Consider the following 14,286-nt stretch of genomic DNA (forward strand, 5'->3'; position numbering starts at 1 on the left):
CGACTCGCTGTGCGACTCGGTGGGTGACTGGCTGTGCGACCCGGTCCGCGCAGGCGGTCCGGCAGGGGTGGCCGACGCCGATGTGCTCCCGGGTACGGGCTCGGACGCGGGTCTCTCGCGTGGAGTGGCTGGCGGACGCACGGTGGTTCCCCCCTGACGGTTCGGCTCCGGAACGTGATCGGTCGTTTCGGTCGGTCGTTGGTTCAGCCGTTCGGTTCTCCGCGGCCGGGCGGCCGTGCCGCCGACACGGCACGGCGCAGCGGCGGGAGGTGGAGGAGAGGCAGCAGGAGAAGCAGCGCGCCGAGCAGGGGCGGGGCCACCGGTGCGAGCGCGTCCCGCCACACCCAGCCGGCCACGGCGACGAGATACAGCGCCCCCCAGCGCCCCGGCCAGGACAGCCTGCCGCCCGCGCGCGCCGACAGCAGCCACAGCGGGACGAGACACAGCAGCTGGCAGACCGGCGGTGTCCAGCGCAGCAGGGGCTCGGGGCCGGCGAGTCCCATCGCGTCCGCGAGGAACACGGCCGGCTGCGAGTACAACGCCCCGCCCACCGGTCTCGGTTCCCGGCCGAGGACGACAGGTGCGGCGTACAGGGCGGACAGGGCGGAGCCCAGCGCGGTGCCGGGGAGCCAGGGGTCGGGCCGCGTGCACAGCGTCACCGAGGCGACGAAGACCAGGAGCAGCACTCCCCCGGCGGCGAGCGCCGAGAGCGGCAGCCCTTCCAGTAACAGGCGTCCCGTCAGTTCTCCCGGTTCCTCCCGCTCGGATCCGTCGAACCGGGGCAGCGAGCGCACCGACACCCAGAAGACGACGGTGGCGAGTCCGAGCAGCACCCAGAGGACGTCACGCAGGCGCCGCTCGGTCTCGTCACCGGCCGACGACGACGGGAGCACACGGCGTGCACCGGCCCAGGCGGGGCGAACGTCCTCCACACCGTCCCGCGGCGCGTCTCCCGCGGACCGCCGCTCCCTCCGCTCCGCGGACTCCTCGTACTTCTTCCGCTCCTCGTGTTTCTCCGTCTCGTGCGGCCCGTGCGGCCCGTGCCGCTCATGCGGTGCGTCGTCCCGGCCCGGTGCGTCCCGTGGAGCGGGCGTCTCCCCGGCTCCCGCCCCCGCCCCGGGGCCGGTGGCCTCCTCCGCGTCCCCCCGCCCGTCCGCGTCGACGGGGCGGGGCCGCACGATGAACGCCAGCGTGTCCGCCTGGAGCGCCTCCCGTTCGTAACCGGGGCGGCCGATGAACAACGTGACGGTGTCGTCGCCGCCCTGCCCGGGGCCCGCCCTGCCCTCGTGGGCGGCCCGGCGGGCCCAGCCCGTGCCGTACCCGGCGGTGGCGTTCAGCTTCGCCCAGCGGGTGCCGTAGGCGGACCCGGCAGGAGCCGGGGCGGCCCGGTCCGGCCCGTCCTGCTCCAGGGGCCCGCCGTGCGTGCCGCGCAGCGCCGACCGCAGTCCGAACACCGAGACGACGGCGATCAACATCATGCTGATCAGCACCGCCCACCCGGCCCCCGCGATCCCCGCGGAGCTGAACAGCACGGCCGCGCTGCCCAGTACCAGCACGCACATGGCCCCCTGGAGGGCGGCGAGCACACCGGTACGCCCCTGCACCCGCAGCACCCCGATGTACAGCTCCACGACCACCCGGGGCAGCGCACCGAGCGCGAGCAGCCGCAGTACGGCCGAGCCGTGCTCGGCGTAGTCCGCGCTGAACGGGGTGAGGATCTGCGGTGCGAAGACCACGAGCACCAGCACCACCGGCACCAGCAGCAACGTCATCCGGCGCAGTGCCCCCCGGACCCCCTCCGCGAGTTGCCGTGGGTCGTGCGAGGCGTGGGCGGTGAGTGACGAGGCCATGTTGATGGCCATGAACTCCATGGTGCCGCCGACGGTGTACGCCACGTAGAAGTAGCCGTTGTCGGCGGCGCTGAAGCGCACCGCGACCATCACCGGCAGCAGGTTGATCATCGCCAGGCTGAACAGGGCGCCGAGCGAGTCTCCGGCCAGGAAACGGCCCATGTCCCGGACCTTGGGCGGTTCCCGGTCACGGTCGGCGGCGGCCTGACGCGGAACGAGCCGGCGGAAGATCAGCCAGCCGAGCGGCAGCGTGGAGAACGCGATCGCCACGGCCCAGGACACGAAGATGCCCAGTACCGGCAGCGCGCTCGCGAAGACGGCCAGCAGGACCAGCTTCCCGGTGGAGAAGACGGCGTTCCCGACGGGCACCCACTCCGTCTTCCGCAGGCCCGTGAGCACCCCGTCCTGCAGGGTGAGCAGCGCCCACGCCACGCACGCCGCGACGAACAGCGCGCCCGCCAGCGGTGTGCCGAGGGGTTCGTACGACGCGCCCCACAGATCCAGCGTGAGCAGGAAGACGCCCGCGGCCAGGGCGACGACCAGCGAACTCGCCCCGTACACGCTCCACACCAGACGCCCGGTCTCGCGGCCGGCACGCGGCACGAAGCGGACCACGGCACCGATCATCGTGGTCGCGGTGATGCTGGCGAGCAGCCGCATCGCGGCGATGGCGGCGGAGCCCTGGCCGACCGCCTCCTCGGAGTAGTAGCGCGCGGCCACGAGCCAGAAGCCCAGCCCTAGGACCGCGGAGACGCCGGTGCTGAGCATCAGGAAGTAGGCGTTCTTGAACAGCGAGTCGGAGCCGGGTCTGCGGTCGGCGGGTTCGGGGGCGCCGCCGCCGCGTACCACGGCGGGCTCGTGCACCTGGATCTCAGTCACGGGGCGGCCCCAGCCCTCTCACCGTGTCCCCCGGCCGTACCGCCCCGCGCCGCGCCGGCCCCTCCGGTGCCGCTGACCCTTCCGGTCCCTCCGCCGTCTCCGGTTCCTCCGCCGTCTCCGGTTCGGCCCGTGCCCCGGGCGGCTCGGCCGGCCGTGCCCCGGACTGTTCCAGCACCTCGACGGCCTCCCGTGCCCGCAGCGGATCCACCGGCAGCGCGTGCCGCGCGAACCAGCGAGCGCCCTCGGGCGCGGGCGACGGGTCCGTGAACTCCGCTCCCGCGTAGTCGTCCAGGGGCGGATCGTAGAGGTAGCCGACGACGATGCCGCGCCGCGCCAGCGCCTCGATCGCGGCGTCCCGGTCCGCCACGAGCAGCGGCACCCGGAACAGCGGCTGCGCCGCACCGCCCGGACGCGGCCGGGCCCACCGCGTCGACAGCAGCAGTTCCGTACCCGCGCGGGAGGCCGCCAGGACGTCGTCCAGCCGCCCGAGCCCGCGCCGGACCCGGCGCAGGCGCACGGGGCCGGGCGTCAGCCGGTAGTCGTGCATGTCGACCCTGACCCAGGGATCGTGCGCGGCCAGATCCGGTGCGGAGCGCACCGCGTCGGCCAGCGCGTCCGGACGCAGCGGCATGCGGATCCCCTCACGCTCCGTCAGCCCCAGCCGCCCCATCGCGGCCCAGGCCGCCCGGCGCAGCCCGAGCCCCCGCACCGCGGCCTCGGCGTACGGCCGTACCGCGTAGGTGAGTTCGGACGCCATCCGGCGCGGGGCGAGCAGTTCGGCGCAGGTCTCCCGCACCGCTGCGCTCCGGCCCGGGTCGGCCAGCGCGAGAATGCCCCCCGTCTGGGCGCCGACGTGCTTGGAAAGGCTGAAAACAGACGCATCGCCCCAGGCGCCGACCGGCCGCCCGCCGACCTCGCTGCCGATCGCGTGCGCCCCGTCCTCAAACAGCGGGATGCCCAACGCATCGCAACGGGACCGCAGTTCCGGTGCCGGATCCGGGTTGCCGTACAGGTTCGTGGTCAGTACGGCGGACAGCGAGCCCCACACCTCCTCGGGCACGGCATCGGTGTCGATGGACGCGTCGAGCGGGTTCAGCGGCGCCTGCACCGGGCGCAGCCCCGCCGCGAGCACCACGAAGAAGATGACGTCGTCGTTGACCGGCGACATCAACACCCTGCCGCCGGGCGGGCACCAGTGGCGCAACGCCACGAACAGCCCGAACCTGCATGACGGCACGTACACGCATTCCCGGCCGAGCCGGCCGCGCATGACCTCTTCCAGCCTCTTCGGCTGCGAGCCAGAGCGCGCCGAGCCCGGACCGGCCTCCCCTATGGCCATCCGTCCCCCTGATGTGCCATCGGAACGCCCCCTCCCCGAGGCCTTCCGGCACCCGCCCAGAGTCGCCCTGTTCGCACCGCTCCGTCAAGATTGCGTCGCGTCCTGTGGATAACTTCCGGTACGCAGGAGGAAGCGGCACATGCCCCCTCCTCTCCGCCGCCCGTCGCCCCGGGCCCGTCCTTCCACCTCTGCCCAAGAGCACCGCGGCACCCGTAACGTGTGGCACGACCACGAACACGTGAAGCACCAGAGCACCAGAGCACCTGCGCACACGAAAGCGAGGCAGCACCCGATGCCCCCCTTCGATGTCCCCGAGGGCGATCCCTTCGGCCCGCACAATCTGCCGTACGGCGTGTTCTCTCCCCCCGGCTCGACCGAGCAGAGGGTGGGCGTCCGGCTCGGCGATCACGTTCTCGACGCCGGAGCGGCAGCACACGCCCTGGGCTCCCCGTACGCCTCCCTGCTCGCCCGCCCGACCCTCAACCCGCTGCTGGCGGCGGGCCGGACGGCCTGGTCCGACGTGCGGCGGGCGCTCACCGCCTGGGTGACCGTCCCGGCGCACCGGGAGACCGTCGGGCCGCTGTTCCACCCGCTGTCCTCGGTGACCCTGCACCTCCCCTTCGACGTCGCGGACTACGTCGACTTCTACGCCTCCGAGAACCACGCACGGAACGTCGGCCGGATCTTCCGCCCCGACGCGGCCGACTCCCTCACCCCGAACTGGAAGCACCTGCCGATCGGTTACCACGGCCGTTCCGGCACGGTGGTGGTGTCCGGCACGGAGGTCGTACGGCCCTCGGGGCAGCGCAAGGCGCCGGCCGACCCGGCCCCGGTCTTCGGTCCGTCGGTCCGGCTGGACATCGAGGCCGAGGTCGGCTTCGTGGTCGGGGCGCCGTCCGAGCAGGGCCGGCCGGTACCGCTCGGCGACTTCCGTGACCACGTCTTCGGCCTCTGCCTCCTCAACGACTGGTCCGCACGCGACGTCCAGGCCTGGGAGTACGTCCCCCTCGGCCCGTTCCTCGGCAAGTCCTTCGCCACCTCGGTGTCGGCCTGGATCACCCCCCTGGACGCCCTGGAAGAGGCCCGGGTGGCGCCACCGCGGCGCACGCACGGGCTGCTGCCGTACCTGGACGACACGGACGAGGAACCCGGCGGTTACGACCTGCGGATCTCCGTGGCCGTCAACGGCCACGTCGTCTCCGAGCCCCCCTTCTCCACCATGTACTGGACGGCCGCCCAGCAGCTCGCCCACATGACCGTGAACGGCGCTTCCCTGCGCACCGGCGACCTCTACGGCTCCGGCACGGTGAGCGGCCCCACCGAGCGGGAGCGCGGGTCCCTGCTGGAACTGACGTGGAACGGGCGGGACGCCCTCGAACTCCCCGACGGCAAGCGGACGTTCCTGGAGGACGGCGACGTGGTGACGCTGTCGGCCTGGGCCCCGGGACCGGACGGTGTCCGGGTCGGCCTCGGCGAGGTCACGGGGCGGGTGACGCCCGCGGGCTGACCCGGCGACCGGGCCGGGCCGATCCCGTTAATTCCGTTAATTCCGTCGATCCCGGTGATCTCGGGGGTGCCTCCCGCAGGGTGTCCTTCCGCGCGCCCTCCGATCTTCGTCGCCCCCCTGCCTCACACCGTCCTTCGCCGTCATACTTGGTGCCGGGCGGTGTGCGGCTCCCGCACGTCCCGCACGATCCGAAGTCCCCTTCCGCCGACAGGATCCGGAACCCTTGGCATGACCTTCTGCCTGCTCCTGCTGAGCGTTGTCGCCGTGACGGCCGCCGGACCCGTCCCCCGCGCGCTGACCCGGGCCGATTGGCCGGAGCGGGAACCGGTGGTCGCCCTGTGGGTCTGGCAGTGCCTCGTCGCCACGGTCCTGCTGTGCTGCGTGACCGCCCTCACCCTGGGCGCCGCGGCCGTCTTCGGCACCGTCCGCGCCCAGCTCTTCGCGCCGGCCCCGCCCGCGGTGACCGCGGCGTACGACCTGTCCGCCGCCCCGCCGTGGACGGCCGCCCTCACCCTGCTGCTGGCCTGCGGTGCCGCCTGGACCACGGCCATGCTCGTACGGGAGCTGGTCGACGCCCGCCGTCGCCGCGCCCAGGCCCGCGCCCACCTGCTGGAGCGCGCCCCCGACCTGCCCGCCGGTCTCCCCGCCGCCCGCGGCCCTCTGCTGGTGCTGGAGGACGAGTACCCCGACGCCTGGTGGATGCCGGGCAGCCCGCCCCAGCTGATCGTCACCACCGGTGCCCTGCGCCGCCTCACCGACCACCAGATCGACGCCGTCCTCACCCACGAACGCGGCCACGCCCGCGCCCATCACGACTGGCTGCTGCACCTCTCCACCGCTCTGGCCACCGGCTTCCCCCGCGTCCCGCTGTTCACCCACTTCTGCGACCAGACCCACCGCCTGGTCGAACTGGCCGCCGACGACACCGCCTCCCGCCGCTGCGGCCACCTGACCACGGCACTGGCGCTGATCGAGCTCAACCAGCACCGTGGCGTCCTGTCCTGCGCCTCCAGCCACCGCCTGCTCGGCGAGCGTGTCGACCGCCTGCTGAAGCCCCCGCCCCGCCTCGGCCGCCGTGACCGCGCCCTGACGACGACGGCGGCGGCCCTGGTCCCGCTCCTCCCCCTGCTGATCACCTTCGCCCCGGGCCTCACCGCCCTGCCCTAGGCGTACCGGCCCGCAAGGCCGGGGACGCGGCCGGGACCAGGACCTGTCCTGCGCTGGACTACATCCAGTCGTCCGGCTCCGGTTCGGCGTCCATCTCCGGCCAGTCGTCCGGCTCCGGTTCGGCGTCCGTCTCCGGCCAGTCGTCCGGCGCGGAACCGCCGTCGTCCGCAGCCGCGCCCTGCGACCCGGCCCGGACCTCGGCCCCCTGCCGCCCGTCCAGCTCCGCCAGCGCCGCCAGTACGCCCTCCCCGTACGTCGCGAGCTTCTTCTCGCCCACCCCGCTGATCCCGCCGAGCTCGGCCACCGAACCGGGCCGGACCGTGACGATCTCCCGGAGCGTGGCGTCGTGGAAGATGACGTACGCGGGGACACCCTGCTCGCGGGCCTGCTCGGCACGCCAGGCGCGCAGCGCCTCGAAGGCCGGCACGAGTTCCTCGGGCAGCTCGGCCGCAGCGGCCTTGGCCTTGCCCCGCCCGGAGCCCGACGACCCCGAGGAGCCCGACCGGGAAGTCACCGGCTTCTTCGGCTCCTTGCGCAGCGGCACCTCACGCTCGCGGCGCAGCACCGCCCCGCTGGCCTCGGTCAGCACCAGCGTGCCGTAGTCGCCCTCGACCGCCAGCAGCCCCTGGGCCAGCAACTGCCGGACCACGCCCCGCCACTCGCCCTCGCTGAGGTCCTCGCCGATCCCGAACACGGACAGCTGGTCGTGGTCGAACTGGATGACCTTGGCGGTGCGCTTCCCCAGCAGGATGTCGACGATCTGCACCGTGCCGAACTTCTGCCCGCGCTCCCGCTTCAGCCGGACCACCGCCGACAGCACCTTCTGGGCCGCGACGGTGCCGTCCCAGGTCTCCGGCGGGGTGAGGCAGGTGTCGCAGTTGCCGCAGCCCGCCGGGGCGTCGTCGTCCTGGCCGAAGTAGGCCAGGAGCCGGGAACGCCGGCACCCGGCCGTCTCGCACAGGGCGAGCATCGCGTCCAGGTGCTGGGCGGCCCGCCGCCGGAAGGCCTCGTCCCCCTCGCCGGAGTGGATCAGCTTGCGCTGCTGCACGACGTCGTTCAGTCCGTACGCCATCCAGGCCGTGGACGGCAGCCCGTCACGGCCGGCGCGGCCCGTCTCCTGGTAGTAGCCCTCGACGGACTTGGGCAGGTCGAGATGGGCGACGAACCGGACGTCCGGCTTGTCGATGCCCATCCCGAAGGCGATGGTCGCCACCACGACCAGGCCGTCCTCCCGGAGGAAACGGGCCTGGTGCGCGGCGCGCGTCCCCGCGTCCAGCCCCGCGTGGTAGGGCACCGCCTCGATGCCGTTGCGGCTGAGGAACTCGGCTGTCTTCTCGACGGAGTTGCGGGAGAGGCAGTAGACGATGCCCGCGTCGCCGGCGTGCTCCTCGCGCAGGAAGCCCAGCAGCTGCTTCTTGGGGTCGGCCTTCGGAACGATCCGGTACTGGATGTTGGGCCGGTCGAAGCTCGCCACGAAGTGCCGGGCGTCCGGCATGGCCAGCCGCTCGGTGATCTCCCGGTGCGTGGCGTGCGTGGCCGTCGCGGTGAGCGCGATCCGGGGCACGTCCGGCCAGCGCTCCCCGAGCAGGGACAGCGTGAGGTAGTCCGGCCGGAAGTCGTGTCCCCACTGGGACACGCAGTGCGCCTCGTCGATCGCGAAGACGGAGATCTTCCCCCGCGAGAGCAGCTCCAGCGAACTGTCCAGCCGCAGCCGCTCCGGCGCGAGGTACAACAGGTCCAGCTCGCCCGCCAGGAACTCGGCCTCCACCACCCGGCGCTCGTCGAAGTCCTGCGTGGAGTTCATGAACCCGGCGCGCACACCGAGCGCCCGCAGCGCGTCCACCTGGTCCTGCATCAACGCGATCAGCGGGGAGACGACGACTCCCGTACCCGGTCTGACCAGGGCCGGAATCTGGTAGCACAGGGACTTGCCGCCACCGGTCGGCATGAGGACCACGGCGTCCCCGCCCGCGATCACATGCTCGATCACCGCTTCCTGCTCACCGCGGAAGGCCTCGAACCCGAACACCCGCCGCAGCGCCGCCAGCGCCTCGCTCTCCATCACTGCCATCCCGCCACTACCGCCCGTTCCGCCCATCGTCCCGCCCCCCGTACACCGCGCTCGTTCACTCTCGGTCACTACGTCCGCTGCACCCACTGCACCCAGTGTGCCCGCTGTGTCCACTGCACCCGCTGTGTCCACCGTGCCCACGATAGGTGCCCGCACCGACACCCCCGGAGTTGTCCACAGGCCCCGTCGGCCCGTCCCCGCCGACGACAGGGCGGCCCGGCACCCCCCGAGCGGGTGCCGGGCCGCCCTGTCGTCGGCGGAGCCCGGTCAGCGCACGAACACTCCCGCGTCGCCCGCCAGCTCCAGGAAGTACTGCGGTGCCACACCGAGCACCACCGTGACCACCACGCCCACTGCGATCGCCGTCATCGTCAGCGGCGACGGCACCGCGACGGTCGGGCCCTCGGGCCGCGGCTCACTGAAGAACATCAGGACGATCACCCGGATGTAGAAGAACGCCGCGATCGCCGACGCGATCACACCGACCACGACCAGCGGCACCGCGCCGCCCTCCGCCGCCGCCTTGAACACGGCGAACTTCCCGGCGAAGCCGGAGGTCAGCGGAATGCCCGCGAAGGCGAGCAGGAACACCGCGAACACCGCCGCCACCAGGGGTGAACGGCGGCCGAGCCCCGCCCACTTGGACAGGTGCGTCGCCTCGCCCCCGGCGTCCCGCACCAGCGTCACCACCGCGAACGCGCCGATCGTCACGAACGAGTACGCCGCCAGGTAGAAGAGGACGGACGAGATGCCGGACGGCGTGGTCGCGATGACACCCGCGAGGATGAAACCCGCGTGCGAGATCGCCGAGTACGCCAGCAGCCGCTTGATGTCGGTCTGGGTGATCGCCAGGATCGCGCCGCCCAGCATGGTGACGATGGCCACGGCCCACATGACCGGCCGCCAGTCCCAGCGCAGACCGGGGAGCAGAACGTACAGCACCCGCAGCAGGGCGCCGAACGCCGCCACCTTGGTCGCCGCCGCCATCAGGCCCGTCACCGGGGTGGGCGCGCCCTGGTACACGTCCGGCGTCCACATGTGGAAGGGGACGGCACCGACCTTGAACAGCAGGCCCATGATCAGCAGGCCCGCGCCCACCAGCAGCAGCACGTCGTTGCCCATGGTGTTGACGAGGGCCGGGTCGACCTCCGGGATCGTGCCGTCGACGACCTGCGCGATCCTCGCGTACGACATCGAGCCCGCGTAGCCGTACAGCAGCGCGATGCCGAAGAGGAGGAACGCGGAGGCGAACGAGCCGAGCAGGAAGTACTTGACCGCGGCCTCCTGCGAGACGAGCCGCTTGCGGCGGGCCAGCGCGCAGAGCAGGTACAGCGGGAGGGAGAGGACCTCCAGGGCCACGAAGAGCGTCACCAGGTCGTTGGCCGCCGGGAAGACCAGCATGCCGGCGACGGCGAAGAGCAGCAGCGGGAACACCTCGGTGGTGGTGAACCCGGCCTTGACGGCCTGCTTCTCGTTCTCGCTGCCCGGCACGGCCGAGGCCTGCGCGGCGAACGAGTCGACGCGGTTGCCCTGCTCCTCCGGGTCGAGCCTGCGCTCGGCGAAGGTGAACAGGCCGACCAGGGCCGTCAGCAGGATCGTGCCCTGCAGGAACAGGGCCGGGCCGTCGACGGCGATCGCGCCCATCGCCGCGATGCCCGCCCTGGTCGTGCCGTACCCGTCGGCCGCGAGCGCCACCACCGCGGCGAACGCGGAGACCAGGGCGGCCGTCGCGACGAACATCTGTGCGTAGTAACGGAACTTGCGCGGTACGAAGCCCTCGACCAGGATCCCGACGACCGCCGCGCCGACGATGATCATGATGGGGGCGAGCTGGGCGTACTCGATCTTCGGCGCGTCGATCTTCGAGATCGGATCGGCCGCCGTTGTCCACAGGCTGTGGACGACTGATGCGCTCACTTGGCCGCCTCCACCTCGGGCTGGGGGTCCTTCTTCTGTACGTCGGACATGGTGTGCTGCACCGCCGGGTTCACGATGTCCGTGACGGGCTTCGGGTAGACGCCCAGGAAGACCAGCAGCACGATCAGCGGCGCGGCCACGGCGATCTCACGCACCCTCAGGTCGGGCATCCTGGCGAGCTCCGGCTTGAGGGGGCCCGTCATCGTCCGCTGGTAGAGGACCAGGACGTAGAGCGCGGCGAGCACGATGCCGAAGGTGGCGACGACGCCGATCACCGGGTAGCGCGTGAACGTGCCGACCAGGACCAGGAACTCGCTGACGAACGGCGCCAGTCCCGGCAGCGACAGCGTGGCCAGGCCGCCGATCAGGAACGTGCCGGCGAGGACCGGCGCGACCTTCTGCACACCGCCGTAGTCGGCGATGAGCCGGGAGCCGCGCCGCGAGATCAGGAACCCGGCCACCAGCAGCAGGACGGCGGTCGAGATCCCGTGGTTGACCATGTAGAGCGTCGCCCCGGACTGGCCCTGGCTGGTCATCGCGAAGATGCCCATGACGATGAAGCCGAAGTGCGAGATCGACGCGTACGCGATCAGCCGCTTGATGTCACGCTGGCCCACCGCGAGCAGCGCCCCGTAGATGACGCTGATGACGGCCAGCACCATGATCACGGGCGTCGCCCACTTGCTGGCCTCCGGGAACAGCTGGAGGCAGAAGCGCAGCATCGCGAAGGTGCCCACCTTGTCCACGACGGCCGTGATGAGCACGGCGACCGGAGCGGTGGACTCCTGCATGGCGTTGGGCAGCCAGGTGTGCAGCGGCCACATCGGCGCCTTCACCGCGAAGGCGAGGAAGAACCCGAGGAACAGCCAGCGCTCGGTGCTCGTCGACATCTCGAGCGAGCCGTTGGCCCGCGCCTCGGCGATCTCCGTGAGGGAGAAGTTCCCCGCGACCACGTACAGCCCGATCACCGCGGCCAGCATGACCAGACCGCCGGCCAGGTTGTAGAGCAGGAACTTCACCGCCGCGTAGGAACGCTGCGTCGTGGCCGCCTGCTCGCCGTGCTCGTGGGCCCGGTCCCCGAAGCCGCCGATCAGGAAGTACAGCGGGATCAGCATGGCTTCGAAGAAGATGTAGAAGAGGAAGACGTCGGTGGCCTCGAAGGAGAGGATCACCATCGCCTCGACGGCCAGGATCAGGGCGAAGAAGCCCTGCGTCGGCCGCCACCGCCTGCTCCCCGTTTCCAGGGGGTCGGCGTCGTGCCAGCCCGCGAGGATGATGAACGGGATCAGCAGGGCGGTCAGCGCGATCAGCGCGACCCCGATGCCGTCCACCCCGAGCTCGTAGCGGACGCCGAAGTCCGCGATCCAGGCGTGCGATTCGGTGAGCTGGTAGCGGTCGCCGCCCGGGTCGAAGCGCACCAGGACGACGATCGCCAGCGCCAGGGTGGCGATCGAGACCAGCAGGGCCAGCCACTTGGCGACCGTGCGTTTCGCGGCCGGCACGGCGGCCGTGGCGATCGCCCCGATGGCCGGGAGCGCCGCCGTCGCTGTCAGCAGAGGAAAGGACATCGGTATCAGACCGCCCTCATCAGCAGGGTCGCGGCGACCAGGACCACCGCGCCGCCGAACATCGAGACCGCATACGACCGCGCGAAGCCGTTCTGCAGCTTGCGCATCCGTCCGGACAGACCGCCGAACGCGGCCGCCGTCCCGTTGACGACCCCGTCGACCAGGGTGTGGTCGACGTACACCAGCGAACGCGTGAGGTGCTCGCCGCCGCGGACCAGGACCACATGGTTGAAGTCGTCCTGGAGCAGGTCGCGCCGGGCGGCCCGGGTGAGCAGCGAGCCGCGCGGGGCGACGGCCGGGACCGGGCGGCGCCCGTACTGGCCCCAGGCGACCGCCACGCCGACGACCATCACGGCCACCGTGGCCACCGTGACCGTCAGGGGGCTGATCGGCGCCTGGCCGTGGTCGTACCCGGTGACGGGCTCCAGCCAGTTCAGGAACCGGTCGCCGATGCCGAAGACCGCGCCGGCGAACACCGAACCGAAGGCGAGCACGATCATCGGAATGGTCATGCTCTTCGGCGACTCGTGCGGGCTGGGCGGGGTGTACTCGCCGCGCGTCTCGGCGGCGGGCTCCACGTCCGGGGCGGCCGGGGACGGCGTCGGGGCGTTGCGCCAGCGTTCCTCGCCGAAGAACGTCATCAGCATCACGCGCGTCATGTAGTACGCGGTGATGGCGGCGCCCAGCAGGGCCGCGCCGCCGAGGATCCAGCCCTCGGTGCCGCCCTTGGCGAAGGCCGCCTCGATGATCTTGTCCTTGGAGAAGAAGCCGGACAGGCCCGGGAAGCCGATGATCGCGAGGTACCCGAGGCCGAAGGTGACGAAGGTGACCGGCATGTACGTGCGCAGTCCGCCGTAGCGGCGCATGTCGACCTCGTCGTTCATGCCGTGCATGACCGAACCGGCGCCGAGGAACAGGCCGGCCTTGAAGAAGCCGTGCGTCACCAGGTGCATGATCGCGAAGACGTAGCCGATGGGGCCGAGTCCCGCCGCGAGCACCATGTAGCCGATCTGCGACATCGTCGAACCGGCCAGCGCCTTCTTGATGTCGTCCTTCGCGCAACCGACGATCGCACCGAACAGCAGCGTGACCGCGCCGACGACGGTGACGACCAGCTGTGCGTCGGGGGCGCCGTTGAAGATGGCTCCGGAGCGGACGATCAGGTAGACGCCCGCCGTGACCATGGTCGCGGCGTGGATCAGGGCCGAGACCGGGGTCGGGCCCTCCATCGCGTCCCCGAGCCAGGACTGCAGCGGCACCTGGGCGGACTTGCCGCAGGCCGCGAGCAGCAGCATGAGGGCGATCACGGTGAGCTTGCCCTCGCTCGCGTCACCGGCGAGCCCGGCCTCCCCGTGGGTGCCGAGCACCGGCCCGAAGGCGAAGGTGCCGAACCACAGGAACATCAGCATGATCCCGATCGACAGACCCATGTCGCCGACGCGGTTGACCAGGAAGGCCTTCTTCGCCGCGGTCGCGGCGCTGGGCTTGTGCTGCCAGAAACCGATCAGCAGGTAGGAGGCGAGGCCGACGCCCTCCCAGCCCAGGTACAGCAGCAGGTAGTTGTCGGCGAGGACGAGGATCAGCATCGCCGCGAGGAACAGGTTCAGATAGCCGAAGAAGCGGCGGCGCCGCTCGTCGTGCTCCATGTACCCGATCGAGTACAGGTGGATGAGCGAGCCGACGCCGGTGATCAGCAGGACGAACGTCATCGACAACTGGTCGAGCTGGAAGGCGATGTCCGCCTGGAAGCCCTCCACCGGGATCCAGCTGAACAGGTACTGCGTCAGGGTGCGGTCGGCGGCGGCGCTGCCCAGCATGTCGGTGAAGAGGACGAGGCCGATCACGAAGGACGCGGCGGCGAGCGCCGTGCCGATCCAGTGGCCGACGGCGTCCAGCCGGCGGCCGCCGCACAGCAGGACCACCGCTCCGAGCAGGGGCGCCGCCACCAGCAGCGCGATCAGATTCTCTGTGTTAGTCACGGTCTACCG

The 14,286-nt window shown here is 71.9% G+C and carries 8 protein-coding genes; 2 read left to right on the forward strand and 6 right to left on the reverse strand.

Annotated features, from left to right (window positions below; genetic code table 11):
• Positions 1-203 precede the first annotated feature (203 nt).
• Both ACTWJ9_RS13515 and ACTWJ9_RS13520 read right to left on the reverse strand, forming a co-directional pair.
• Complete coding sequence (locus ACTWJ9_RS13515; protein WP_423836089.1) at positions 204-2,729, reverse strand: lipopolysaccharide biosynthesis protein; 2,526 nt, start codon at positions 2,727-2,729, stop codon at positions 204-206.
• Positions 2,722-4,068 (reverse strand): DegT/DnrJ/EryC1/StrS family aminotransferase, encoded by a 1,347-nt coding sequence (locus ACTWJ9_RS13520; protein ID WP_443295753.1) that lies wholly within the window; start codon positions 4,066-4,068, stop codon positions 2,722-2,724. Before ACTWJ9_RS13520 ends, ACTWJ9_RS13515 begins: the two co-directional genes overlap by 8 nt.
• Positions 4,069-4,360: 292 nt before the next feature.
• Between ACTWJ9_RS13520 and fahA the strand changes: the two genes are divergently transcribed.
• Together fahA and ACTWJ9_RS13530 are read left to right on the forward strand one after the other, a co-directional pair.
• On the forward strand, positions 4,361-5,575 hold the full coding sequence (gene fahA, locus ACTWJ9_RS13525; protein WP_443295754.1) for a fumarylacetoacetase: 1,215 nt from the start codon (positions 4,361-4,363) through the stop codon (positions 5,573-5,575).
• Between the two features lie 228 nt (positions 5,576-5,803).
• Positions 5,804-6,742, forward strand: a complete 939-nt coding sequence (locus ACTWJ9_RS13530) for a M56 family metallopeptidase (RefSeq protein ID WP_388704736.1) — start codon at positions 5,804-5,806, stop codon at positions 6,740-6,742.
• Between the two features lie 58 nt (positions 6,743-6,800).
• Here ACTWJ9_RS13530 and recQ read toward each other — a convergent pair whose 3' ends face one another.
• From recQ to nuoL, 4 genes are all read right to left on the reverse strand, one after another.
• Positions 6,801-8,813, reverse strand: a complete 2,013-nt coding sequence (gene recQ, locus ACTWJ9_RS13535) for a DNA helicase RecQ (protein WP_388704739.1) — start codon at positions 8,811-8,813, stop codon at positions 6,801-6,803.
• A gap of 267 nt (positions 8,814-9,080) precedes the next feature.
• Entirely contained in the window at positions 9,081-10,730 is a 1,650-nt protein-coding gene (gene nuoN / locus ACTWJ9_RS13540; RefSeq protein ID WP_279334508.1) for an NADH-quinone oxidoreductase subunit NuoN, read from the reverse strand.
• Entirely contained in the window at positions 10,727-12,298 is a 1,572-nt protein-coding gene (locus tag ACTWJ9_RS13545) for an NADH-quinone oxidoreductase subunit M (protein WP_279334509.1), read from the reverse strand. Before ACTWJ9_RS13545 ends, nuoN begins: the two co-directional genes overlap by 4 nt.
• A gap of 5 nt (positions 12,299-12,303) precedes the next feature.
• Complete coding sequence (gene nuoL / locus ACTWJ9_RS13550; protein ID WP_387040020.1) at positions 12,304-14,277, reverse strand: NADH-quinone oxidoreductase subunit L; 1,974 nt, start codon at positions 14,275-14,277, stop codon at positions 12,304-12,306.
• Positions 14,278-14,286: the final 9 nt, after the last annotated feature.

Origin of the sequence: Streptomyces sp. GDS52 (assembly GCF_052246875.1) — a bacterium.
Taxonomy (GTDB): domain Bacteria; phylum Actinomycetota; class Actinomycetes; order Streptomycetales; family Streptomycetaceae; genus Streptomyces; species Streptomyces cathayae.

Coding starts and splice junctions, on each gene's coding strand:
- ACTWJ9_RS13520 (WP_443295753.1), bottom strand. CDS start 4,068: ATGGCCATAGGGGAGGCCGGTCCGGGCTCGGCGCGCTCTGGCTCGCAG.
- fahA (WP_443295754.1), top strand. CDS start 4,361: ATGCCCCCCTTCGATGTCCCCGAGGGCGATCCCTTCGGCCCGCACAAT.
- ACTWJ9_RS13530 (WP_388704736.1), top strand. CDS start 5,804: ATGACCTTCTGCCTGCTCCTGCTGAGCGTTGTCGCCGTGACGGCCGCC.
- recQ (WP_388704739.1), bottom strand. CDS start 8,813: ATGGCAGTGATGGAGAGCGAGGCGCTGGCGGCGCTGCGGCGGGTGTTC.
- ACTWJ9_RS13545 (WP_279334509.1), bottom strand. CDS start 12,298: ATGTCCTTTCCTCTGCTGACAGCGACGGCGGCGCTCCCGGCCATCGGG.